A 22,009-nucleotide genomic window follows, 5' to 3' on the forward strand; every position below is an offset into this window, starting at 1 on the left:
CGCTCGGCGGATTTTTTCCACCGCCGATGTCGGAAACGCCACGGTCTAGGCCGAAACCGCCTCGATCTCGCGGGACAGCCGCACCCGCCAGCCCCGCTCCAGCGTCCACGCCGCTATGCCCAGCCACAGCAGGCCCAGGAAGGCGTGGCCGCGTTGCCAGTAGCCGACGTCATAGCCTGTCCGGACGTTCCACACCCCGGTCAGCAGGGCGAACACCAGCAGCAGGCCGAAGAACCAGCCCAGCGAGAACTGGGCCAGGCGCTTGTGGCCAGGAACGCCCCACAGGGCCCAGGCGGTGAACAGCGGCGCGAACTGGATGGCCAGGCCCACGCCGCATGCGCGGTGCATCTCGTCGGGCCAGTGGAACAGTCCGGCGAAGATCGCCCCCAGTCCGGTCAGGGCCACCCACAGGCCGGTGAAGGCCGAGACCGCGCGACGCCCGCCGGCATGCTCCAGGGCATGGGTGAAGCCCGCTCCGGCGAACAGGCCGGCCGTTCCCGCCAGCACCATGCCGATATTGAACACCAGCGGGGCGGGGGCGGCGGGGCCGCCCAGCTCGCTGATGAACTGCGCGCCGGGGTCAAAGCCGGGAAACAGCTGCTGGGCCAGCCACACGTCGGCGACCATGATCACCGGCGTGATCACGCCGATCTTCAGGAAGGCGCCGGTGCGGGCAGACACGGGAAAGCGAGCCTCTGGAAACAACGAGGGCGGCAGAATCCCTTCCGCCGCCCCCTGGGTCAATGCCGGTCTTGCCGGAAGTTACTTCGCCGCGGACGGGTGGCCCGCCGGCGCGAACTGCGAGCCGAAGAAGTCGCCCGTCTTCCACACAGGACGGTCCTTGGCGTCGGCCAGTTCGCGGGCGATCTCATAGTTGACCAGGGCGAACTTGGCGGCCGCCACATAGTCGATCGGCAGGTTCAGATCGTCGGTGGGCTTGTGATAGTTGGTGGCCAGGAAGTCCTTGAAGGCTTTCTCGCCGCCGTTCTGGAAGCCGGTCATCAGGAACACCGACGGCACGCCCTGCTCGACGAAGCGATAGTGGTCGCTGCGGGTGAACAGGCCTTCCTCGGGCATCGGGTCGCCCGACAGGGCGATGCCCACGCGGCCGGCGGCCTTGGCCACGGCCGGGCCGAGGGTCGAGCGGTCGGCGCCAAAGGCGATCACGTCGGTGAACGGATACAGCAGCACCGGCATGTCCAGGTTCACATTGGCGGCGATATCGGCCTTGGGGACGGTCGGGTTGTTGGCGAAATATTCCGAGCCGATCAGGCCTTTTTCCTCGGCCGTCACGGCGACCAGCAGGATGGTGCGCCTGGGCTTGGTCTTGGCGTTCTTGAAGCCGCGGGCGACCTCCAGCAGGGTGGCGATGCCCGAGGCGTTGTCCAGCGCGCCGTTGTTGATCTTGTCGGCGCCCGTGCCGTGGGTGTTGACGCCGGTGTGGTCCAGGTGGGCCGACAGCACGATGGTCTGGGCCTTCAGCGTCGGGTCAGAACCCTCGATCACGCCGACGACATTGCTGCTCTCGCGCTTTTCGATCTCGCTCTTGAGGGCCACCGAGGCCTTGAACGGCAGGTCGAAGCCCTTCACCGCGCCCTCGGGGGTTTCAGCGGCGGCCAGCACCGCCTCCAGCGAGGTCGGGGCGCCGGCGAACAGCTTGCCGGCGGCCTTGTGGCTGATCGAGGCCAGGTTGTTGGCCGAGACGCCGCGCACGTGGCCGACGTCATTGGCGTCGCGCCAGGTCATGCGCCATTCGCGATAGCCGACCACGCCGCGCTCGAACGGGCGGCGCTTCTCGCCGCTGGCCGTGCTCATGGTGATGACGCCCGCCGCGCCGCGCTTGGCGGCCTCGACGCGCTTGACGTTGCCGTTGCCGTAGTGGGCGCGTTCTTCGGTCTGGAAGCTGGACGGCGCGCCGCTCAGCAGGACGACGATCTTGCCCTTCACGTCCAGGCCGGCGTAGTCGTCGCGGCCCTTCTCGGGGGCCACCAGGCCAAAGCCGACAAAGACCAGCGGGGCGTTGATCGAGACTTCGGTCGTCTGGGCCTGGGCGCTGGGCAGGTAGTCCTCGCCAAACTTCAGGGCCTGTTCCTCGCCGTCGGCCCCGGTCAGGGTGATCGACCCCTCGCTGGCGTTCTTGAAGGCCAGCAGAGGCACGCGCTGCAGATACGAGCCGTTGGCGGCGCCGGGCTTGACGCCCAGCAGGGCGTACTGGGCGGCGACATAGTTGGCGGCGATGTCATAGCCGCGGGTGCCGGCCTCGCGGCCCTCCATCGCGTCATCGGCCAGGAAGGTCATGTGGGCGCGGATCGCCTCGGGCGACGGCGTGAAGCTGGACGCGGGAGCCTTGGCCTTCGGCGCGGCCAGGACGGGTTGGGCGACCATGAGCAGGGCGGCGCTGAGAAGAGCGGCGCGGCGCGAAAATGACATCAAGCAGGCTCCAGGGCGGGGCTGGCCCGCGAAAGGGGCGAACCTTGGCCAGCCGGAGGCGGCTTGTCGAGGTTGGGTTACCTGAACGTTTTGTAATCTTTGTCGGCCTGGCGCGTCCCCGCAGCCTGACATGGCTGATACGATCTTCACCTTTCTTTTACGCGAGGGCTTAACCGCGACGTGGGACGATCTGTCTCATCGCAAAGGGAAACCCTCGCCATGCAGGCCCTCGCCATCGCCGCCGCCGGCATGACCGCCGCCGCTCACCGCCTCACCGAAAGCGCCCAGCGCACGGCGACGTGGAGCGCGCGCGAGATTGACACCGATCTCGCCAAGGAAGCGGTCGAGCAGGTTTCCGCCAAGACCGATTTCGAAGCCAATGTCGCGGTGGCCAAGACCGCCGACGCCATGACCGGCGCCCTGCTGGACCTGAAGGTCTAGCGCGCCGCTTCCCGGGCGCGCCCGCATCCCCCAGCGGCCGCGTTCGGATAACGCTCCCCGGGTTTCCCCCAAGTTTGCCCGGGGAGCGGGTTCGCCTACCGCCCGCCGCGCTTGCGGGTCCCTTCGCACATGACTAGGCCCGGGCGATTTCCGCGGCCAGCGACTCCAGCATCAGCCGGGTGCCTTCCTCGCGACCGGCGACATTGCCGTCCAGATAGGCGCCCTGTTCGGTGAAGATCAGCCGCGTTCCCTTGCCCTCGGCCCGCAGCTCCACCGTGGCCAGGGATGAGGACAGCGGCGCGCCGCCCAGGGTCATCGAATAGGCGAAGATCAGCCGCTCGTTTTCGACGACGTCCAGATAGATGCTGTCATTGGTGATCAGCACCGTTTGGCCCGGCGGGCTGAACAGGCTGGACTCCTGGGCCCCGATGCCCAGCTCGCCGCCGGAATGCTTGTGCAGTGACCAGCTGTCGGCCTTGAAGAACCAGCGCATCCGCGCGGCGGGATCGGTAAAGGCGTGAAAGACGCGGGCCGGGGCGGCGTCATAAACCCGCTCAAGACAAAAGGTGGCGTGGGTGATGGCGGCCATGGGTCAGGTCTCCGTGTCGGGTTTGGTTTGCGCCAGATAGTCGCCCAGCCGGTCGAGCTTCCGCTCCCAGCCGATGCGGCGTTCGTTGATCCATTTTTCGGCCTGGGTCAGGGCCCCGGCGTCCAGTGTGCAGGTCCGCACGCGGCCGACTTTTTCGGTTTTCACCAGGCCGGAGGCCTCCAGCACGGCCAGGTGCTGGCCCACGGCCGACAGGCTCATGGGCAGGGGGTGGGCCAGTTCGCTGACCGAGGCCGGCCCGGCGGAAAGCCGCTCCAGCATGCTGCGCCGCGCGGGGTCGGCGAGGGCGTGAAAGACGTGGTCGAGGGCGGGTGTTTGCTGAAGCATATGCTTTAGTATTCCGGCCGGCGGCGCCCGACAAGCAAAAACTAAAGCGATTGCTTGAGTTATCTCGCGCTGCTCGGACGAGGCGGCCGCAGGAGGCTGGTCGCGCTCCCGAAGATTAAATCGAGGTCATGACGGCCTTGTAAGTTGAGGTCTCGAGGTTGGGCAAATAAATCCCCGGCCTCGGCGCGATAACGCCGATATTTCATCAGCAACGGCGAGTCGAAAGTGCGGCGCGCGGCAGAGGTCGCGCGCCCGGAGTCGAACTGCGCCTCATCCGGAGGGTACCCTTATGATCCATCACTTGTCCGTCAGCGCCGCAGACCCCCAGGGTGTGGGCGAATTCTTCGCTGATCTCATGGCCGGCGTCGTCGTCGATTTTCCGCCCAACCCGGGCAGCTGCATGGTGTTTAAGGCCGACGGCCACGGCACCGCCCTCGAGATCTATCCCGCCGGCAGCGTGATGGAGCCCAATGGCGAGCCCGGCGCGATCTTCGTGCGCCAGCCCGACGGCGCCGACCGCCGCTCGCCCACCCATTTCGCGCTCAGCGTCGAGATGGGCGCTGACGAGGTCCTGGCCCGCGCCGCCGCCAGGGGCTGGGACGCCTTCGTCTGCGACCGGGGCGGCCACTTCCGCGTCGTCGAGGTGTGGATCGAGAACACCTGGCTGGTCGAGATCCTCCCGCCGACATTCGCGGCCGAATATCTGGGCTTCGCCAATGCGGTTTCCGACATGGCCGATCCGAACGCGGCGCTGGACAGCCACCAGCCCCAGGCCAAGACGCTGGAACTGGCCTGACGGAGACCAGGGGCGGCTCCGCGAGGGGCCGCTCTTGCCTACTCCGCCGCGATCGGCGCGCGCAGGGCCTCGATGTCGCGGGCCGGAGACAGGCCGTAGAGCCGGCGATATTCGCGGCTGAACTGCGAGGGGCTCTGATAGCCGACGCTGAAGCCGGCCGCGCCGACGTCCAGTCCTTCGGCCAGCATCAGCCGCCGGGCCTCATAGAGCCGCAGCTGCTTCTGGTACTGCATGGGCGTCATGTTGGTGACGGCCTTGAAGTGGTGGTGCAGGGACGACTCACTCATGCCCACCCGCTCGGCCAGGGCCTCGATGCGCAGGGGCTCGGCGAAGTTGTTGCGCAGCCACGAGACGGCCTTGGACACCCGGCCGCCCTGACCCTCGCCCATCGCCACGCGCAACAGGCGCGCGCCGTCGGGGCCGTTCAGCAGCCGCCACAGGATTTCCTGTTCGATCAGCGGGCCCATCGCGGCCAGGTCGGCGGGGCGGTCCAGCAGGCGCAGAAGCCGCAGCATCGCGTCCAGCAGTTCCGGCGGCGCGGCGTGGACGGCGACGCCTCGCCGACACTGTGAGAACGCCGCAACGGGCGCCGGCGTCGGGGCGCGGCTGACCAACTCGGCCAGGCTGGTCGGGTTGATCGCCATGCCCACGCACAGATGCGGCTCGGCCGGGCTGGCCAGGGTGATCCGGGAGGTCACCGGCAGGTCCAGCGCCACCAGCAGGCAGTCGCCGACACCGTAGTGCAGCTCCTCGTCGCCGATGCTCAGGCACTTGCGGCCCTGGACCACCAGCCAGAAGCTGGGGCGCTGGGCCACGTGCAGCGGCTGCGAAGGCTCATCCCGGCGGGTGAAGAACAGGCCCTCCCTCGGCGAGGCGGGCTCGGCGCCGCCCGTGGCGTAACGGGTGACGATCTGGGCGAGCTCGCCATAGACGCCGGGCGGGACGGGCAGGGTCAAGGGCTTGGTTTTCCTGGCTTTCGCGACATCGCCCTTCTACGCCCCGTCCTGCCGCCTGAAAACCGCTCAGGCCCGGCTTTGCAGGATCGTGCAGGAGTCTCCGAGGATTGGTCTAACGCCAGGCGGTCGGCCCGTGGAACACCTTGGCCGTTCGATCGCTCCCCAGATCGATCTCCAGAAATTCAAGGAATTCCCGATGGCCCATGCCAAAGGCTACGCGGCGCCCGCCGCCGGCGCGCCGCTCGCGCCCTTCACTTTCGACCGCCGCGAACCCAACGAAGACGACGTCGTCATCGCCATCAAGCATTGCGGCGTCTGCCACTCCGACATCCACATGGTCGATAACGGCTGGGGCATGAGCGTCTATCCGATCGTGCCCGGCCACGAGATCACCGGCGTGGTCACCGCCGTCGGCTCCAAGGTCAGCCGCTTCAAGGAAGGCGACCGGGTCGGCGTCGGCTGTTTCGTCGACAGCTGCATCGGCTGCGCCACGCGCGACCTCGACCGCGAGCAGTACATGCCGGGCCTGGTCCAGACCTATAGCAGCCCCCAGCCCGGCAGCGACCTGCCCACCTATGGCGGCTATTCCGACCACATGGTGGTCAAGGAAGGCTATGTGCTGTCGATCCCCGACAACCTGGCCCTCGACGCCGCCGCCCCGCTGCTGTGCGCCGGCGTCACCCTCTATTCGCCGCTGCGCCACTGGAACGCCGGTCCCGGCAAGAAGGTCGCGATCCTGGGCCTGGGCGGCCTGGGCCACATGGGCGTCAAGATCGCCCACGCCATGGGCGCCGAGGTCACGGTGCTGAGCCAGACCCTGTCCAAGCAAGCCGATGGCCTGGCGATGGGCGCGGACCACTACTACGCCACCAGCGACGCCGAGACGTTCAAGACTTTGGCCGGAACGCTCGACCTGATCATCTGCACGGTTTCGGCCGGCATCGACTGGGGCGCCTATCTGAACCTGCTGAAGATCGACGGGACCATGGTCCTGGTCGGCGCGCCCGAAGAGCCGGTGTCGCTGAACGCCTTCGCCCTGATCCCCGGCCGCCGCACCCTGGCTGGCTCGATGATCGGCTCGATCAAGGAAACCCAGGAGATGCTCGACTTCTGCGGCGACCACAACATCGTCGCCGACATCGAGACCATCTCGATCGACCAGATCAACGAGGCCTACAAGCGCATGGCCAAGAGCGACGTGCGCTACCGCTTCGTGATCGACATGGCGACGCTGTAGGGCGATCGGCAAAGGGGACCCGCGCCGGCGGGTCCCCGATATCGTCATGGATCAGTGGCTGGCGAGGCGGGCGCCCTCCAGCTTGGGGGCCTCCGGGACCGGCATCGGGTGAGCCGAGCCCAACGCTGTCCTACTCAAGCGCCGTTACCCTGGGCGCGCCGTCGACCGTGATCCGGCCGCCGTCGATCACGACGGTCCTAGGCAACCCATCCGCGCCACGCGCGAACGTGCGGAAGGTGAATACGGGCTTCTCGGCCGAGTCCGTTGAGATCTCGGCGAGGATCTCGGCCGCCAGAGCCTCGCCCAGGATCAGGCTTCGGGTATTGTCCGTGCGCCAGTGAACCCCGCCCATGGAGCGACCCATGGCGACGTTCTGGGCCAGCTTGTTCAGTTCACCTTCGATGGTCAGCGTGTCGGCGACGTCCGGGGCGAGATCTGCGCGCCCGTCGAGGGCGCTTAACTTTGGATCGTAGGCTTTGATCGGATTGGGCGGATCGTAAGGCGTCGAGCGTTCCTTTAGGGTTTTGAAAAGTATAGGCTTATCGATTGGGCCCATATCGAAATAGGCCTTGAGGATCGTGACGCAGGCGCCGGCGACTGTGGCGTGGCCCGCGCCGTAGGAGGGGTGGGTTGGGCTGCCCGCAGTGAAGGCCATGGGGAGCAGGTAGCTTTTGTTGTTGGCCATCAGCTCTTTGGCGGCGCTCGTCTTGGCGATCCATTGTGGAAGGCCGTAGGCTCGCTTGTTGCCCGCCACGCCGACATTCTCGACGTGAACCAGGCCGCCATAAGCCTCTGGACGCAGACGTAGATGCACCTGCCACTTCTGGTTCCAGGCGACCTTGAGGGCGCGCGTGGCGACTTCGGAGACCAGCGCCAGGATGTGCGGGCCGCCCAGCACGCCAAAGCCCGCTTCCCGATCAGCGAGGGGCTGATTTGTCGCGTAGGGGTTTCCTGGGGTCCAGGCCGCCTTGCCGGAAAGCAGGATCAGGGCGGCATTGAAATAGGCCTGGTGTAGGGCATCCTTGTTCACGAAGCGGGCCAGGTCGCGCATTGTGGCAATGTAGCGAAGCGTCTCTCCCTCGAAAAAGCTGGCGTTCTCTTCATTGCATTGGCTGTAGGCCCGGCAATTTCGATCTGTCCCGCTATTCTGAGCCGCGAGCCAATCTTCGAAATCTGTAAGAAAGTCACACGCCTTGGCGTACGGCCGCAGGCGCTGGTCGATGGTCTGCACGCCGTAGGCGATCGGGCGCAGGAAGAACTGGCTGATCATGGGGCCCAGCTCTTCGCCCGGGAGGCCGAGGCGAAAGAGCGTGTCTGCGGTGAAGGGCGCGAAGGCTGCTGATGTGCCGGGAAGATCCAATCCCGGCCGGATATGTCCTGCGTCCTGGGTGTCCGTTATTCCGTTCGAAAATCTCTGGTTCAGTTCGCCGACGGCTGTATTGGCCCTGGGATCAGAGGGCAGGGCGTCGAGCGAAACATCGCGAAACAACGCCATCCAATAGAGTTCGGTCATCTCGGCGGCCGTGGTCTCCGACGTCACGGAGGGCGCCGGGAGCATCGCATAGGCGGTCGACGGGTGGGTCAGGCGGTCAGCGGCGAGGCCAGCCTGGGGGTTGGTCAGCTGCGCTACTGTTCCATCGCATGCGGGGCGGGCTTGCCCTTTAGGCACGTGCGCAAAGGCTGCTTTGCCCTGAGTAGCATCCACGAGCATCGTGAATTCGGTCTGGATTACTTCGCCATAGTCATTATGGCGTAGACTCTTGTGAAAACTGCCCACGCCGACGACGTTACTTTTATCAGACTGAGGCCACGTGCGGCTGGTGTCTCCATTGGACTGACGCATATGCTTCTCCGCTGAGGGGTTCAGTTTGAATGAGAGGTTAGGGTTTCGAAGTGGTCGAGCAGGCGGTCTCGAAGGCTTTCTCAAGCAGGTCATCGTCCAACGCGCCGTGCAGCGCCGTGCGGGATGTTCCAGCGATGTAGGTGGAGGGGGCTGAGTGAGCCGGTGCGAACAGGCAATGAGGGAAATAGCGAACGCCCTCGATCTCCAGGCCCGATGTGTCTTCGAACTGAGCCAGCGCAAAGAACGCCAAATCAAAGACGAGGTCTTCAACCGCCGCCTCACGCGCGCAGATGACGTCTTTGGCGAAGACCTCTCTGGAGATCAAACCTGTGACGATGGTGGTGGCGACTTTCAACGCCAGCCGGCGAGCGAGGGCGCTGTAAAGATCCTCTTGAACGTCGACCTGCATTCCGGCGCCCGGCTTTCAGCCGCCCATTTGGCGCGGCCGAGCGGTAGCGCGTCAGATGAACAGCGATGGGTTGATGAACACTGTACTGGAGGTTGGGGTCGCCTAAGTCCGTTCAAAATCGGCCCAAGGTTGTTGACGTCCCATGCCACCTGATAAAATGGCATAAATTCCGAAGAACGTAAATCATCGAACGGTGTTATTTTTAGGCGTCGGTGGCGCTTGGGGGTGGTGTGACGTGTAAGGGGAGGTGGCGCAACGGACTGTCTGGAGGACGCGGAGGGGATCGCACAGACCCTAGAGCAGCCTCCTTCTGGCCCAACAAAAGTCCTTTGCGGGGCACGAGTAGCCCGGATTTCAAGAAAAAAGGGCGGCTCTTGCGAGCCGCCCTTTTCCGTCTTTCTGATCGAAGCGCCCTAGCTGTCCAGGAAGCTGCGCAGCTTGCGCGAGCGCGAGGGGTGCTTGAGCTTGCGCAGGGCCTTGGCCTCGATCTGACGGATGCGTTCGCGGGTGACGCTGAACTGCTGGCCGACTTCTTCCAGGGTGTGGTCGGTGTTCATGCCGATGCCGAAGCGCATGCGCAGAACCCGCTCTTCGCGCGGCGTCAGCGAGGCCAGCACGCGGGTGGTGGTTTCCCGCAGGTTGGACTGGATGGCCGCGTCGATGGGCAGGATGGCGTTCTTGTCTTCGATGAAGTCGCCCAGGTGGCTGTCTTCCTCGTCGCCGATCGGCGTTTCGAGGCTGATGGGCTCCTTGGCGATCTTCAGGACCTTGCGGACCTTTTCCAGCGGCATGGCCAGCTTTTCGGCCAGTTCTTCCGGGGTCGGCTCGCGGCCGATCTCGTGCAGCATCTGGCGGCTGGTGCGGACGATCTTGTTGATCGTCTCGATCATGTGGACCGGGATGCGGATGGTCCGCGCCTGGTCGGCGATCGAGCGGGTGATGGCCTGACGGATCCACCAGGTGGCGTAGGTCGAGAACTTGTAGCCGCGACGATATTCGAACTTATCGACGGCCTTCATCAGACCGATATTGCCTTCCTGGATCAGGTCCAGGAACTGCAGGCCGCGGTTGGTGTATTTCTTGGCGATCGAGATCACGAGACGCAGATTGGCCTCGACCATTTCCTTCTTGGCCTGACGGGCTTCGCGCTCGCCCTTCTGGACGGTCTGGACGATGCGGCGATAGTCGTCGATCGGCACGCCGGTCTCGGTGGCCAGGGCGGCGATCTCGCTGCGGATGTCGACGACCGAGGTCTGGTCGTTCTCGACGAACTTGGTCCAGCGCACGCCCATGGTCTTGACCTGATCGCTCCAGGTCGGGTTCAGCTCGGAGCCGAAATAGGCCTTCAGGAACTCGGAGCGGCTGATGCCGTAGCTGTCGGCCAGGCGCAGCAGGCGGCCTTCCAGACCGATCAGGCGCTTGTTGATCGCATAGAGCTGCTCGACCAGGGCCTCGATACGGTTGTTGTTCAGCTTCAGGGTCTTGAGGTGCAGGATGATGGTCTGCGACAGGGCCTCATAGGCCTTGCGGTCGTTGTCGCTGAGATCTTCGCCCTTCAGGCGGCTGCCGACCAGCTTGTCCTGCAGCTTGCGGAAGGTTTCGAACTCGCTGGCGATGGCGTCCAGGATGGCCATCACGCCTTCGCGCAGTTCGCCTTCCATGGCGCTGACGGTCGGACCGGCGCCGTCGTCGAAGTCGTCCTCGTCGTCGCCGTCGCCTTCCGGCTTGGGCGCGGCGCCTTCCTCGTCGACCGGCTCGGCCGGTTCGGCGTCGGTGTCGTCGGTCGCGGGCTGGGCGGCGACGCCGTTGATGGCGGCGTAGGTGCCTTCCAGGTCGATCACTTCGCGCAGCAGGATGCGGCCCGTGCCCAGTTCCTCGCGCCAGACCATGATGGCTTCGAAGGTCAGGGCGCTTTCGCACAGACCCCGGATCATGGTGTCGCGACCGGCTTCGATCCGCTTGGCGATGGCGATTTCGCCTTCGCGCGACAGCAGCTCCACCGAGCCCATTTCGCGCAGATACATCCGCACGGGGTCGTCGGTGCGGTCATAGGCCGACGGCTTGTCGGAGGTGATGACCTGCTGGTTGTCTTCGCGGGCGACGACTTCGCCGCCTTCGTTGGTCTCGGCGTCTTCTTCGGCCTCGACGACATTGACGCCCATCTCGCTGAGCATGGCCAGCGTGTCTTCGATGGCGTCGGGGCTGACCTCTTCCGAAGGCAGAACCTTGTTCAGCTCTTCCATCGTCACGAAGCCGCGGGCTTTCGCCTGCTTGATGAACTTCTTGACGCCGGCGTCGGTCAGGTCGAGCAGGGGACCATCACCACCGGTGGACTCAGGCGCTTCGGTCTCAGCCGAGGAATTGTTGCTCATCAAGGTCTCCGAAGTCGGCGCGACCTCCCCCGCGAGAGGCGCGCCGAAAAAATTCTAGATCCGAAAAGGTCCCGCCCGCGTTGCGCTGCGTCGTCCGTTTCGCCGTTTCCCAAAAAAATCTTGGCGTCAAACCGTCGCATTGGGTCAGCACTGAACGTTCGCCACGGAGGATCGCTCCGCGAGAAACCTCTCGGCGGAGACATGGGCGTCTTCAGCGCGGCCTTGTGCATGACGACCTTGACGGTCCGCGACCACTTGGGATCCAGCTTCGGCGGCGAGGGTGACATCCTGTTTCGGTAAGGGCGCGCGCGATGCGACGGCGGCCCGCTCGATGTCAATCAGCTGCTTGGCAAATCCTTGAGTCGGCAAATGGCGGGGCGAGGGGGCGGTGTCAAGGGCGTGGAGGTCCGCTGGCCAATTGATCGCCTCGACAATCGGCCTATTTCGTCTGAAAATGCAATCAAAGGATGTGAAAGACCTCAAAACACCTTCAGGCTTTGCGCGCCTTGACCGTCGTCAATTATTGTAGCTACGATAATGGAAATCGAGTACGATCCGGACAAGAGAAGACTGACGCTTGAGCATCGAGCGCTGGACTTCGCGCATGCTGGCCAGGTCTTCGAAGGCCTGACCGTCACCGTGGAAGATGATCGCGTCAGTTATGGAGAAGCTCGCTACCAGACCATCGGACGTCTGGGACGCAAGACCGTCATGGTGGTCTGGACGCCGCGAGGCTCTGCGCGGCGCATAATTTCGATGAGAGAGTGCAATGCCCGCGAACGAAAAGCCTACCAAGACGCCGTGGGTTGACCCTGACGACGCTCCGGAATGGACGGTCGATGTGTTCGAGCGCGCGGAGGTTCGCGACGGCGAGCGCCTTGTGCGTCCGGCGAGCGGCACGCTGACCAAGCGGGGGCGTCCCAAACTCGACCAGCCCAAGAAGCAGATCACCCTGCGCCTCGACCAGGACGTCATCGATCGGCTGCGCGCCGGCGGGCCGGGATGGCAGGGCAGGATCAACGACATCCTGAAGAAGGCTGTGGAGGCCTAGCTCTCCCCCCGCCAGAACTCCAGATTGCTGATCTGGCGCTGGAGCACGCCGATACGGGTGCGCAGGTCGCGGGTGGCGGTCAGGCTGCCGGCGGTGACGGGTTCGCGGCGCAGGGATTCCAGGGCCTGTTCGGAATTGGCGACCTCGATCACCGCTTCGTAGCAGGCCGACCACAGGGCCCGGGCGCGGTGCTGGTCCATGTTCGGATCGAGGAACGGCGCGCCGGCCAGGGCCTGGGCGACGCGCTCGAGCTCGGCGATCTGCGGCGCGAAGCCCTTGCGGGCCAGGATCTCGCGGAACGGGGCGTCGTCGTGCATGTCGTCGACCAGCGCCTCGAACAGCTCCAGCGCCAGGGGCCGCAGGCGCGGATCGCCAAAGCCCACCCGTTCGATGGCCTCGTCATAGGGACGCGCCCAGCCGGGATGGTCGATGGCGGCCACGGCGATCGCGGCGTGGAAGGGATTGATGCGCTCGCCGATCAGGGCGCGGGCCACGCCCCGGATGCCGGGGTCAGGCGGTTCGCGCTTGCCGTTCTTCCACTGGCCGCGCGGGGTGAAGGGTCGCCCCCCGCCATAGCCGCCCCCATAACCGCCCCCGTCATTGGGCGTGAAGCCGGCGCGGGGAAACAGCGCGTCCAGCTTGCCCAGAAGGTCGTCGCGATAGGCCTGGGCCAGGTCCTTGTCGGCGATGCTGGCGGCGGCGGCGCGCAGGCGCTGCTTGAGGCCGGCCTTGCGCTCGGGCGTGTCCAGCGGCTCCAGGTCGCGCTCGCGATTGAACAGCTGCTCGACGAAGGGCGTGGTCGCGGCCAGCTGGGCCTTCAGCGCCGCCGGACCCTGTTCGCGCAGCACGTCGTCGGGGTCCTTGCCGCCGGTCACCAGCGAGAAGCGGAACGAGCGGCCGGGTTTCAGCAGGGGCAGGGCGCGATCCATGGCCCGGCTGGCGGCGCGCTGGCCGGCCTTGTCGCCGTCAAAGCACAGGGTGGGCTCGGGATGCAGGCGCCAAAGCACCTCCATCTGCTCCTCGGTCATGGCCGTGCCCATGGCCGCCACCGCCGCCACGCCGGCGCGGTGACAGGCGATGACGTCCATATAGCCTTCCACCACCACCATCGGGTTGGTCTCGGTCGGCGCGGCGGCCTGGGCGGCGTGCAGGATCTTGCGGGCCTCGTACAGGCCGTACAGCAGCCGACCCTTGTGGAAGAGGCTGGTCTCCGGGCCGTTCAGATATTTGGCGCGGGCGGCGGGATCCATGGCCCGGCCGCCGAACGAGACGACCTTGCCGCGCGTGTCGGTGATGGGAAAGATGATCCGGTCGCGGAACCGGTCATAGGGCGCGCCGCCGTCCTCGGGCGCGATCAGCACCCCGGCCTCGACCAGATCGCCCGGCTGGGCTCCCTTGGCGATAAGATAGTCCTTCAGGCCCGTGCGGTTGTTGGGCGCGAAGCCGATGTGAAACCGGCTCCACTCGCTCTCGGGCAGGCCCCGGCGCTCCAGATAGGCCCGCGCGGCCTGGCCGACCGGCCGGCGCAGCTCGGCCTCGAACCAGGCGGCGGCCAGCTCCATCCAGTCGCCCAGGCCCTGGCGTTTGCGGTCTTCCTGGGCGGCGCGGACGTCGGGCTCGGGCAGCACCATGCCGGCTTCCGAAGCCAGCCGCTCGACCGCCTCGGTAAAGGTCAGCCGCTCGGTTTCCTGCAGGTAGCTGATGATGTCGCCGTGCTTGCCGCTGGAGAAGCAGTGATAGAAGCCCTTGTCGTCATTGACGAAGAACGACGGGCTCTTCTCCTTGGTGAACGGCGACAGCCCGGCATATTCGCGCCCCTGCCGCCGCAGCTTCACCGACTTTCCGATCACGTCGGAAGGGCGAAGGCGGGACTTCAGTTCTTCAAGGAAGCGGTCGTCGAAGCGCATGGCGGGTGCGCTGTAGCATAGGCCATGCCGCGGGGCGCTGCATCAGGGATCGTGAGGGCTCCGCGCTTGGCGGGGCTGAGCGAGCGGCCGGATCGACGCGCAGGTCCTGCACGAGCGCCCCACTCCGACCGTTGACGCCCGGATGCCGACCCACTTTGGCGGTCGCCCTCAGCTCGCCATTTCGCGGCGGACCGCCCCAACCACGTCCTGAAGGGTCATGATCGGCGCATCGACCCACTCATGGGGGTTGGAGCCCACGACCTTGCTGGCCAGAGCCTTCGGCAGGTCTTCGCGCAGATGGCCCAGGGCGCGGGGCGGGGCGATCAGGATCAACTGGTCGAAGGCGTGGTCGCGGGCGACGCCTTCGAGATGGTGGGCCAGATCCTTGATGAAGGCGCGCTCGGCCTTGTCATTGGCGTCGCCGTCATGCGGCGCCGGCTTGCGCGAATGGGCGTGGCGCTCCTTGAGGCCGTCCAGCCAGTCGGGGCGGTCGTGCAACGGGCCGTCCAGGCGCATCTGCTCCAGCAGGCGCGCGCGATGTCCGTCGGCGACGACGACCAGGGTTCTTGCATCGGGGATCATGAGCCGGACTCCATTCAAGCTTGAGGCCGGTACGTTGCGCGCTCGCTCGCGCTTCAACCCTGACCTGGATCAATCGGGCCCATCTGATCTCGCCGACAGGAGTTTCGGTGAGTGGATTGCGGTGACATCGGGATAGTGGCGACGGCGCGCCCCTTGCTCTCTCGAAGGGGGAGGGTTGCTGAAGAGAGCTTTATCCCCGTGCCCGCACGGGGATAACCTCGCCCCGCGCTCAATAAAAACAACGCCCTGACGGCGACGCCCAGCGTCACGATCGAAAATCGACGCAGCCCCCTGCAAAACGCCCGCATACTTCTCCTTGCTTCATCGCAAGGGGAGGGCGTCCAGCTGGCGACCTGACGGGCGATGGGGGCGGTTGTACGGGTTCAGAGGGCGGGTGACGTAAACCCGCCTATCGGAGGAAGGCCAAGCCTCCGCCCGTCCGAAGGTTCGCTCCGGGTTCCTCCGGAATCGGCGTGGCTTGCAGCTTGAGGGCTGGGTCCGTCGCGAGGAGGACAAAATCCGGGTGGGGCATAGGGTTGAACAAGACCCGCGCGCCCCGGCCAGAGGGATAACGACCGCGCGGAGCGCTCCGGCCACGGCCGAAACGGTACTCCACTACACCCTCATCCGGGCCTGGCCCGGACGCTCCGCCGCCTCCCCACACCTTCAGCGGGTCAACCGCGTGAAGCCGAAACGTTGTGCGTGTTCAGATCGCCGCCGTCGCCGAGATCTCTTGCCTGAATGTCACCACCAGCACGTCGCGCAGGGCGGGGCGGGCGGGGTCTTCGGGGCGGATCGGAGTGACGCCGTGCAGCACCCGCAGGTCGTCCAGCAGCACCATGTCGGTCGGGGCGGTCAGGGTGAAACTGCCCAGGGACTTGCCGCCAGGAGCATAGATGTCGGTGACGCCGCTCAGCACATTGACCCGGTCGACCAGCATGACGATCACCCAGTCCACGCCGTCGCGGTGCGCGCCCTCGGGCGTGGGCAGGCCCGCCTCGCCGGCCCGGGCCTCGACGCGAAACTGATGCAGTTCCACATGCCAGGACGCGGGCGGCTGCGGCGTGATCGGATGAAAGATCGCCAGCCCCTGCGCGATCACGGCGCGGGTCACCGGATGGTCGGCGATGGCGTCGGTCACGGGCTCGAACCAGCGCTGCACCCCGCCGTTCAGGGCGTTGTAGTCGCGGCTCTGATAGTGCGGCTGATGCGGCTTGCGGCGCACCCCTTCCGGGGTCGCCGCGAAGGCGGCGAAGCGGCGTTTCCGATAGCGGCCGCCGTCGGCCATGAAGCCGTCCAGGCCCAGATTGTTCCAGCTGTCGGCGAAGCCGGCCCAGTCGGTCAGGGCAGCGGGCCCCAGCAGGGCGCGGGTCTCTTCAGCCGGCGAGCGCGCATAGCCCTGAGCGGTCAGGGCCTGACGCAGGGTTTCGGCGCTCAAGCCGCCGCCCCCGGCCGGAACGACAGACCGCGCTTGAGGGTATGGGCGATGCGCTCGGCCTTGGCGCCGACCAGGGCCGCGCGGGGCGCGTCGAACAGCTCGGCGCAGGTCAGGTGAAACAGGCCCAGCCACGGGGTGAACAGGCCCTCGGTGATGCCCTCGACCCGCTGGTGCACGGCCATGGGCGAGCCCTTGTAGCCGCCGTCGCCGCGCAGCACCCCGGCCCAGAACCGCTTCAGCGTCGCCAGATGCTCGGGCCAGCCGTCATCGCCGACGGCCTTCTGGAAGATCGGGCCCAGGCGGTGGTGCTGCTGGACCTTGGCGTAGAAGGTCTCGACCAGGGCGTCGATCTCGGCGTCGGTGAAGGGCGCGGGTTGCAGGGTCATGGCCGATACATGGTGTGGGTTACCCGCAAGCCAAACCATGCGGTGAATCAAATTGGGTATGCTGACCAACTTGACCGTTTCGGCGCTCCGGCGCACGTCTCGCCCATGATCAAGCTGCCGCCCCTGAAGCCCGATTCCGACCAGATGCTGCACCTGGACGCCCTGCGCATCGTCGGGGCGGTGATGATCGTGGTGTTTCACTTCAACCGCTTCATCAATCTGGACGGTCACTGGCAGCTGGCCGACGACACGATCAAGAGCTTCAGCCTGATCGTCGACCTGTTCTTCGTGATCAGCGGCTATGTGATGGCGGCGATCTATACCGGCCGCCTGACCACCCCGGCCAAGTATGGCGACTTTCTCAAGAAGCGGGTGGCGCGGCTGGGGCCGCTGCACTGGGCCACCATGCTGGTGTTCATCGCCGTGGCGGCCGCCGGTCTGGCCGGCTGGATCCAGGACCGCGATCCCCGGCGCTATGACGCCGCCTGCATCGTGCCCAACATCCTGTTCATCCACGCCTGGGGCGTGTGCAAATCCCAGACCTGGAACTTCGTCAGCTGGGCGATCAGCGCCGAGATGGGGATGTATATCGCCCTGCCGCTGCTGTTCTGGATCACCGCCCGGGGCCGCTGGGTGACCGGCGGCTTGGCGATCCTCAGCCTGGTGATCCTGCTGCAGACCCCGCACGGCGACCGCCCGTTCCATCAGTGGACCTGGGATTTTGGCGTGCTGCGGGCCGTGCCCGGCTTCCTGATCGGCATGCTGGGCTTCCAGATCCGGCCGCTGCTGGCCAAGCTGCCCTATCCGAACCTGGTGATGTGGGGCCTGCTGGCCGCCTTCCTGATCGCCTCGCCGCTGAAGGTCCCCCGCGACGTGCTGCTGCTGGCAGTCTACGCCGTCGGCCTGGCCGGGATCGCCGCCGACGCCGCCGGACCGGTGGGACCGGTGACCCGCCGCCTGGCCCCCTGGGCCCAGCTCAGCTTCACCCTCTACATGCTGCACCCCATCGCCCTGAAGATGGGCCTGGCCTGGGTGGGCCTTGGGATGTGGAACCTCAACGGCGACCTGATGCGCCTGTGGGTTCTGTTCTGGGTCGTGGCCCTGTTCCCGCTGGCCTATCTGTCGCTGATCCTGTTCGAGCGCCCGGCCCGCGACTGGATCGCGGGGCTCAAATGGCCGAAATCTGGTCCACCCAAGCCGGAAGTTCACTGATCGCGTCCAGCTCGACATAGCGCGGGTGATCGGCCGGCGCCTGGGCGGCTTCGTGGGCCCAGACCAGCGGATAGGGGATCAGCGCGCCCCACGACCCGGCCTCCAGCGCCGGCAGGATGTCTGATCGCATCGAGTTGCCGGCCATCACCGCCTGCTCGGCGCCCGTGCCATGGCGGTCGAACACCCGGCGATAGGTGTCCGCGTCCTTCTCCGAGACGATCTCGACGGCCGCGAACAGGTCGCCCAGCCCCGATGAGGCCAGCTTCTGTTCCTGGTGCAGCAGGTCGCCCTTGGTGATCAGGATCAGGCGATAGCGCTCCGACAGCCGGGCCAGGGCGTGCTCGACGCCGGGCAGGGGCTCGACCGGCTCGGTCAGCATCTCGCGGCCGGCGGCCAGGATCTCGCGGATCACCCGGGTCGAGACCTCGCCATGGGTCAACTCCATGGCCGTCTCGATCATCGACAGGGTGAAGCCCTTGGCCCCGTAGCCATAGAGCCGCAGGTTGCGCTTTTCCGTCGCCGCCAGCTGGGACTCGATATGCGCCGCGTCGCCATGCTCGGACAGCAGGTCGACGAACCGCTGATGGGTCAGGCGAAACAGGCTCTCGCAGTGCCAGAGCGTGTCATCGGCGTCGACGCCGACCGTGGTGATGGCGGTGGGGGGCGTTTGCATGTCCTTCCCGTCGCCGGATCACCGGCGGGCGTCAAGCCGCCTTGCGGCGGCAGGCCCGCGTATCACCGCCCTTGCATCCGGTCTGATCGCTGTTCAGGTTGGTCGCAAAGATCATAAGCCGGGGAGGCGACCATGGCGTTCGGCGACTATCAGAACGAGATCTATTTCGGCGGCCTGATGCGCGGCGTGAAGCCGACCTTGCCGGTGGATTTCAAGACGCTGGAGGCCCGGGCCCGCGCCGCCCTGCCGCCCTCGACCCTGTCCTACGTCCAGGGCGGCTGCGGCGACGAGTTCACCCAGGATCACAATGCCGAGGCCTTCAAGCGCTGGGGCCTGATCCCGCGGATGATGGTCGACTGCACCACCCGCGACCTGTCCATCGACCTGTTCGGGATCAAGCTGCCCAGCCCGATCTTCATGGCCCCCATCGGGGTGATCGGCCTGTGCGCCCAGGACGGTCATGGCGACATCGCCACGGCCAGGGCGTCTGCCGCCACCGGCGTACCGATGGTGGCCTCGACCCTGATGAACGACCCGATGGAAGAGGTCGGCGCGGCCCTGGGCGACACGCCGGGCTTCTTCCAGCTCTATACGCCCAAGGACAAGGACGTCGCCGAGAGCCTGGTGCGCCGGGCCGAGGCGTCGGGCTTTAAGGCCATCGTCGTGACGCTGGACACCTGGGTGACCGGCTGGCGGCCGCGCGACCTGAACGAGGCCAACTTCCCGCAGCTGCGCGGCCACGCTCTGGCCAACTATATGTCCGACCCCGCCTTCCGCGCCCTGCTGGCCAAGCCGCCGGAGGAGGATCCGCAGGCCGCCGTGGCCCAGTGGGGCCGCACCTTCGGCAAGCCCCTGACCTGGGCCGACCTGCCGTGGCTGAGGTCGATGACCAAGCTGCCGCTGATCCTCAAGGGCATTTGCCATCCCGACGACGCCAGGCGGGCCATCGATGGCGGGGTGGACGGGATCTATTGCTCCAACCACGGTGGCCGGCAGGCCAATGGCGGTCTGGCGGCCATCGACATGCTCAAGGGCGTGGTCGAGGCCTCGGGCACGACGCCGGTGATGTTCGATTCCGGGGTGCGGTCGGGCAGCGACGTGGTCAAGGCCCTGGCCCTGGGCGCGGCGGCGGTGGGCGTGGGCCGACCCTATGCCTATGGCCTGGCGCTGGAAGGCGTGGCGGGCGTCGTTCACGTCCTGCGCAGCATCCTGGCGGAGGCCGATCTGCTGATGGCGGTCGACGGCTATCCCACCCTGGCCGACCTGCGCGCGGCGGGTCTGGTCAGGACTTGAAGGCCTAGAACGACTGGACGACGAAGATCGTGGCGGCGATCGGCAGGGCGGCGACAAGGATCAGGCGCAGCGCTGTTTCACCCAGACTCAGCAGGCTGGACGTCGAGCCTTCCGTGGTGATCAGGCGGGCGGCGCTGAGGGTCGTCATCGTTCTGCTCCTTGGACGCTCCATGATGAGCTCTAAGGCGTTAACGCAGCATAATCTTGAATGGATGCGGCGACGCGACAACTTGTCCGATGTGCGGCCGACAGGTCCCTGTTTCAGGGCGCCGCCCAGGAGGGGCCCGGCTCGGGTGGACGCAGGCTGGCGCAGGCCGGGTGGGCCTTGACCACCCGGCGCAGCGAGGCGGGGAAACGGTGCAGTTTGCCCTCGGGCCGGATCGGCCGGGCCACCAGATCGCCGCCGCAATTGGGGCAGGTTCCGAAGAATCGCGTGTCGGCGCAGTCGGCGCAAAAGGTGCACTCGAAGGTGCAGATCCGCGCCTGATCGCTGGAGGGCGGCAGGTCGCGGTCGCAGCACTCGCAATTCGGGCGCAGTTCGAGCACGGGACGTCCTCCCTGACTTTGATGGGGCAAGCCTTGAACCATAAGGGATTGAGGCTTGTCCCGACGAGGGGACTCCTTCGCATATCACGGGAATGTGGCGGCGGCCCCGGACTCGCGTGATCAGAGGGGTTGACCCCCCTCCCTGCACCCCCTAGACACGCCGCCGTTTGCGCGGCGGTCGGGCCAAAAGCCCGACCGCCGTCTTGCAAAGAGATCGCCCGCTTTCCCGGTGGCGCGGGGTTACGCCCGGCCCGCCAGTTTGCGACAATGACCACGCGTTTTTAGGAGGCGCTTCCGAGATGTCCCAAGACCTTCTCCCCGGCGTTACCGGTGTCCTGGCGCTCGCCGACGGCACCATCCTGCAAGGCGTGGGCTGCGGCGCCGTCGGCGATGCGGTCGGCGAGGTGTGCTTCAACACTGCGATGACCGGCTATCAGGAAATCCTGACCGACCCCTCCTATATGGCCCAGATCGTCGCCTTCACCTTTCCGCATGTCGGCAATGTCGGCACGAATGTCGACGACCTGGAACAGATGTCCGGCGCGTCGGAAACGGCCGCTCGGGGCGCGATCTTCCGCGAGGTTCCGACCGCCCAGGCCAACTGGCGCGCCGACAGCGATTTCGACGGCTGGATGAAGCGTCGCGGCATGGTCGGCCTGGCCGGCGTCGACACCCGCGCCCTGACCCGCAAGATCCGCGAAACCGGCATGCCGCATGGCGTGATCGCCCACTCGCCCGACGGCGTCTTTGACCTCGAGGCCCTGGTCGCCAAGGCCAAGGCCTGGTCGGGCCTGGAGGGCCTGGACCTGGCCAAAGACGCCTCGACCACCCAGACCTTCACCTGGGACGAGGGCCTGTGGTCGTGGCCGGAAGGCTACGCCAAGCTGGACAAGCCCAAGTACGAGGTCGTGGTCCTCGACTACGGCGTCAAGCGCAACATCCTGCGGGCTCTGGCCCATGTCGGCGCCCGCGCCACGGTGGTGCCGGCCAACACCTCGGCCGAGGACATCCTGGCCCGCAAGCCCGACGGCGTCCTGCTGTCCAACGGCCCGGGCGACCCGGCCGCGACCGGGCAATATGCGGTGCCCGAGATCCAGAAGCTGGTCGCCAGCGGCAAGCCGGTGTTCGGCATCTGCCTGGGCCACCAGATGCTGGCCTTGGCGCTGGGCGCCAAGACGGTGAAGATGGAGCAGGGCCACCACGGGGCCAACCATCCGGTCAAGGACCTGACCACCGACAAGGTCGAGATCGTCTCGATGAACCACGGCTTCACGGTCGACAGCGCCAGCCTGCCGGCGGGCGTCACCGAGACCCACGTGTCGCTGTTCGACGGCACCAATGCCGGCATCGCGCTTGAGGGCAAGCCGGTGTTCAGCGTCCAGCACCACCCGGAAGCTTCGCCCGGGCCGACCGACAGCCTCTACCTGTTCGAGCGCTTCGCGGGCCTGATGGACGCGGCGAAGTAGGCTTTCCGCTGGGAGAACGGCGGGATTTGAAAATCCC

The 22,009-nt window shown here is 66.6% G+C and carries 23 protein-coding genes; 8 read left to right on the top strand and 15 right to left on the bottom strand.

Going from position 1 to position 22,009, the window contains the following annotated elements:
* Nucleotides 1-45: 45 nt before the first annotated feature.
* Together ACW17V_RS03760 and ACW17V_RS03765 are read right to left on the bottom strand one after the other, a co-directional pair.
* Nucleotides 46-744 (bottom strand): DUF998 domain-containing protein, encoded by a 699-nt coding sequence (locus ACW17V_RS03760; RefSeq protein WP_492107549.1) that lies wholly within the window; start codon nucleotides 742-744, stop codon nucleotides 46-48.
* Between the two features lie 18 nt (nucleotides 745-762).
* The gene (locus ACW17V_RS03765) at nucleotides 763-2,430 is read right to left on the bottom strand and encodes a M20/M25/M40 family metallo-hydrolase (protein WP_492107550.1); all 1,668 of its coding nucleotides are present in this window, start codon (nucleotides 2,428-2,430) and stop codon (nucleotides 763-765) included.
* A gap of 219 nt (nucleotides 2,431-2,649) precedes the next feature.
* On the opposite strand from ACW17V_RS03765, the gene ACW17V_RS03770 reads away from it, so the two are divergent.
* Nucleotides 2,650-2,871: a flagellar hook protein FlgE gene (locus ACW17V_RS03770; RefSeq protein ID WP_492107551.1), complete on the top strand. Its 222-nt coding sequence runs from the start codon at nucleotides 2,650-2,652 to the stop codon at nucleotides 2,869-2,871.
* Nucleotides 2,872-3,004: 133 nt separating this feature from the next.
* Here the strand turns inward: ACW17V_RS03770 and ACW17V_RS03775 are convergent, their stop codons facing one another.
* Together ACW17V_RS03775 and ACW17V_RS03780 are read right to left on the bottom strand one after the other, a co-directional pair.
* Nucleotides 3,005-3,460 (bottom strand): SRPBCC family protein, encoded by a 456-nt coding sequence (locus ACW17V_RS03775; RefSeq protein ID WP_492107552.1) that lies wholly within the window; start codon nucleotides 3,458-3,460, stop codon nucleotides 3,005-3,007.
* Nucleotides 3,461-3,463: 3 nt separating this feature from the next.
* A complete protein-coding gene (locus ACW17V_RS03780) occupies nucleotides 3,464-3,805 on the bottom strand; it encodes an ArsR/SmtB family transcription factor (protein ID WP_492107553.1) in 342 nt (113 codons plus the stop codon).
* A 289-nt stretch (nucleotides 3,806-4,094) separates the two neighbouring features.
* Between ACW17V_RS03780 and ACW17V_RS03785 the strand changes: the two genes are divergently transcribed.
* Nucleotides 4,095-4,601 (top strand): VOC family protein, encoded by a 507-nt coding sequence (locus ACW17V_RS03785; RefSeq protein ID WP_492107554.1) that lies wholly within the window; start codon nucleotides 4,095-4,097, stop codon nucleotides 4,599-4,601.
* A 38-nt stretch (nucleotides 4,602-4,639) separates the two neighbouring features.
* Here the strand turns inward: ACW17V_RS03785 and ACW17V_RS03790 are convergent, their stop codons facing one another.
* Entirely contained in the window at nucleotides 4,640-5,557 is a 918-nt protein-coding gene (locus ACW17V_RS03790; RefSeq protein ID WP_492107555.1) for an AraC family transcriptional regulator, read from the bottom strand.
* 196 nt (nucleotides 5,558-5,753) lie between these two features.
* On the opposite strand from ACW17V_RS03790, the gene ACW17V_RS03795 reads away from it, so the two are divergent.
* Entirely contained in the window at nucleotides 5,754-6,794 is a 1,041-nt protein-coding gene (locus ACW17V_RS03795) for an NAD(P)-dependent alcohol dehydrogenase (protein ID WP_492107556.1), read from the top strand.
* Between the two features lie 130 nt (nucleotides 6,795-6,924).
* Here ACW17V_RS03795 and ACW17V_RS03800 read toward each other — a convergent pair whose 3' ends face one another.
* From ACW17V_RS03800 to rpoD, 3 genes are all read right to left on the bottom strand, one after another.
* Nucleotides 6,925-8,637 carry a vanadium-dependent haloperoxidase gene (locus ACW17V_RS03800; RefSeq protein ID WP_492107557.1) on the bottom strand — a complete coding sequence of 571 codons (1,713 nt, stop codon included), beginning with the start codon at nucleotides 8,635-8,637 and terminating at the stop codon, nucleotides 6,925-6,927.
* Nucleotides 8,638-8,674: 37 nt separating this feature from the next.
* Nucleotides 8,675-9,046, bottom strand: a complete 372-nt coding sequence (locus ACW17V_RS03805) for a hypothetical protein (protein WP_492107558.1) — start codon at nucleotides 9,044-9,046, stop codon at nucleotides 8,675-8,677.
* Nucleotides 9,047-9,459: 413 nt separating this feature from the next.
* A complete protein-coding gene (gene rpoD / locus ACW17V_RS03810) occupies nucleotides 9,460-11,418 on the bottom strand; it encodes an RNA polymerase sigma factor RpoD (protein WP_492107559.1) in 1,959 nt (652 codons plus the stop codon).
* A 537-nt stretch (nucleotides 11,419-11,955) separates the two neighbouring features.
* On the opposite strand from rpoD, the gene ACW17V_RS03815 reads away from it, so the two are divergent.
* Entirely contained in the window at nucleotides 11,956-12,228 is a 273-nt protein-coding gene (locus tag ACW17V_RS03815) for a BrnT family toxin (protein ID WP_492107560.1), read from the top strand.
* The gene (locus ACW17V_RS03820) at nucleotides 12,188-12,469 is read left to right on the top strand and encodes a BrnA antitoxin family protein (RefSeq protein ID WP_492107561.1); all 282 of its coding nucleotides are present in this window, start codon (nucleotides 12,188-12,190) and stop codon (nucleotides 12,467-12,469) included. Before ACW17V_RS03815 ends, ACW17V_RS03820 begins: the two co-directional genes overlap by 41 nt.
* On the opposite strand, the gene dnaG is transcribed toward ACW17V_RS03820, so the two are convergent.
* The 4 genes from dnaG to ACW17V_RS03840 form a co-directional block, all read right to left on the bottom strand.
* A complete protein-coding gene (gene dnaG, locus ACW17V_RS03825; protein WP_492107562.1) occupies nucleotides 12,466-14,376 on the bottom strand; it encodes a DNA primase in 1,911 nt (636 codons plus the stop codon). The two genes, ACW17V_RS03820 and dnaG, sit on opposite strands and share 4 nt — an antisense overlap.
* Nucleotides 14,377-14,544: 168 nt before the next feature.
* Nucleotides 14,545-14,958: a baeRF12 domain-containing protein gene (locus tag ACW17V_RS03830; protein ID WP_492107563.1), complete on the bottom strand. Its 414-nt coding sequence runs from the start codon at nucleotides 14,956-14,958 to the stop codon at nucleotides 14,545-14,547.
* A 706-nt stretch (nucleotides 14,959-15,664) separates the two neighbouring features.
* Complete coding sequence (locus tag ACW17V_RS03835; RefSeq protein WP_492107564.1) at nucleotides 15,665-16,396, bottom strand: 2OG-Fe dioxygenase family protein; 732 nt, start codon at nucleotides 16,394-16,396, stop codon at nucleotides 15,665-15,667.
* Entirely contained in the window at nucleotides 16,393-16,782 is a 390-nt protein-coding gene (locus ACW17V_RS03840; RefSeq protein ID WP_492107565.1) for a group III truncated hemoglobin, read from the bottom strand. The genes ACW17V_RS03835 and ACW17V_RS03840 overlap by 4 nt, the downstream gene beginning before the upstream one ends.
* A gap of 105 nt (nucleotides 16,783-16,887) precedes the next feature.
* Here ACW17V_RS03840 and ACW17V_RS03845 point away from each other — a divergent pair, with 105 nt between their 5' ends.
* Nucleotides 16,888-17,994 carry an acyltransferase family protein gene (locus ACW17V_RS03845; RefSeq protein WP_492107566.1) on the top strand — a complete coding sequence of 369 codons (1,107 nt, stop codon included), beginning with the start codon at nucleotides 16,888-16,890 and terminating at the stop codon, nucleotides 17,992-17,994.
* On the opposite strand, the gene ACW17V_RS03850 is transcribed toward ACW17V_RS03845, so the two are convergent.
* On the bottom strand, nucleotides 17,951-18,667 hold the full coding sequence (locus ACW17V_RS03850) for an HAD family hydrolase (protein WP_492107567.1): 717 nt from the start codon (nucleotides 18,665-18,667) through the stop codon (nucleotides 17,951-17,953). The genes ACW17V_RS03845 and ACW17V_RS03850 overlap by 44 nt on opposite strands.
* A gap of 132 nt (nucleotides 18,668-18,799) precedes the next feature.
* Here ACW17V_RS03850 and ACW17V_RS03855 point away from each other — a divergent pair, with 132 nt between their 5' ends.
* Complete coding sequence (locus tag ACW17V_RS03855) at nucleotides 18,800-19,960, top strand: alpha-hydroxy-acid oxidizing protein (protein WP_492107568.1); 1,161 nt, start codon at nucleotides 18,800-18,802, stop codon at nucleotides 19,958-19,960.
* A 4-nt stretch (nucleotides 19,961-19,964) separates the two neighbouring features.
* Here ACW17V_RS03855 and ACW17V_RS03860 read toward each other — a convergent pair whose 3' ends face one another.
* Nucleotides 19,965-20,108: a hypothetical protein gene (locus ACW17V_RS03860; protein ID WP_492107569.1), complete on the bottom strand. Its 144-nt coding sequence runs from the start codon at nucleotides 20,106-20,108 to the stop codon at nucleotides 19,965-19,967.
* Between the two features lie 113 nt (nucleotides 20,109-20,221).
* On the bottom strand, nucleotides 20,222-20,506 hold the full coding sequence (locus ACW17V_RS03865) for a DUF1272 domain-containing protein (RefSeq protein WP_492107570.1): 285 nt from the start codon (nucleotides 20,504-20,506) through the stop codon (nucleotides 20,222-20,224).
* A gap of 299 nt (nucleotides 20,507-20,805) precedes the next feature.
* On the opposite strand from ACW17V_RS03865, the gene carA reads away from it, so the two are divergent.
* On the top strand, nucleotides 20,806-21,972 hold the full coding sequence (gene carA, locus ACW17V_RS03870) for a glutamine-hydrolyzing carbamoyl-phosphate synthase small subunit (RefSeq protein ID WP_492107571.1): 1,167 nt from the start codon (nucleotides 20,806-20,808) through the stop codon (nucleotides 21,970-21,972).
* Nucleotides 21,973-22,009: the final 37 nt, after the last annotated feature.

This window comes from Caulobacter sp. FV2ye17ST (assembly GCF_058680955.1).

Coding starts and splice junctions, on each gene's coding strand:
- ACW17V_RS03765 (WP_492107550.1), bottom strand. CDS start 2,430: ATGTCATTTTCGCGCCGCGCCGCTCTTCTCAGCGCCGCCCTGCTCATG.
- ACW17V_RS03770 (WP_492107551.1), top strand. CDS start 2,650: ATGCAGGCCCTCGCCATCGCCGCCGCCGGCATGACCGCCGCCGCTCAC.
- ACW17V_RS03775 (WP_492107552.1), bottom strand. CDS start 3,460: ATGGCCGCCATCACCCACGCCACCTTTTGTCTTGAGCGGGTTTATGAC.
- ACW17V_RS03780 (WP_492107553.1), bottom strand. CDS start 3,805: ATGCTTCAGCAAACACCCGCCCTCGACCACGTCTTTCACGCCCTCGCC.
- ACW17V_RS03785 (WP_492107554.1), top strand. CDS start 4,095: ATGATCCATCACTTGTCCGTCAGCGCCGCAGACCCCCAGGGTGTGGGC.
- ACW17V_RS03795 (WP_492107556.1), top strand. CDS start 5,754: ATGGCCCATGCCAAAGGCTACGCGGCGCCCGCCGCCGGCGCGCCGCTC.
- ACW17V_RS03800 (WP_492107557.1), bottom strand. CDS start 8,637: ATGCGTCAGTCCAATGGAGACACCAGCCGCACGTGGCCTCAGTCTGAT.
- ACW17V_RS03805 (WP_492107558.1), bottom strand. CDS start 9,046: ATGCAGGTCGACGTTCAAGAGGATCTTTACAGCGCCCTCGCTCGCCGG.
- rpoD (WP_492107559.1), bottom strand. CDS start 11,418: ATGAGCAACAATTCCTCGGCTGAGACCGAAGCGCCTGAGTCCACCGGT.
- ACW17V_RS03815 (WP_492107560.1), top strand. CDS start 11,956: ATGGAAATCGAGTACGATCCGGACAAGAGAAGACTGACGCTTGAGCAT.
- ACW17V_RS03820 (WP_492107561.1), top strand. CDS start 12,188: ATGCCCGCGAACGAAAAGCCTACCAAGACGCCGTGGGTTGACCCTGAC.
- dnaG (WP_492107562.1), bottom strand. CDS start 14,376: ATGCGCTTCGACGACCGCTTCCTTGAAGAACTGAAGTCCCGCCTTCGC.
- ACW17V_RS03830 (WP_492107563.1), bottom strand. CDS start 14,958: ATGATCCCCGATGCAAGAACCCTGGTCGTCGTCGCCGACGGACATCGC.
- ACW17V_RS03840 (WP_492107565.1), bottom strand. CDS start 16,782: ATGACCCTGCAACCCGCGCCCTTCACCGACGCCGAGATCGACGCCCTG.
- ACW17V_RS03845 (WP_492107566.1), top strand. CDS start 16,888: ATGATCAAGCTGCCGCCCCTGAAGCCCGATTCCGACCAGATGCTGCAC.
- ACW17V_RS03850 (WP_492107567.1), bottom strand. CDS start 18,667: ATGCAAACGCCCCCCACCGCCATCACCACGGTCGGCGTCGACGCCGAT.
- ACW17V_RS03855 (WP_492107568.1), top strand. CDS start 18,800: ATGGCGTTCGGCGACTATCAGAACGAGATCTATTTCGGCGGCCTGATG.
- ACW17V_RS03860 (WP_492107569.1), bottom strand. CDS start 20,108: ATGACGACCCTCAGCGCCGCCCGCCTGATCACCACGGAAGGCTCGACG.
- carA (WP_492107571.1), top strand. CDS start 20,806: ATGTCCCAAGACCTTCTCCCCGGCGTTACCGGTGTCCTGGCGCTCGCC.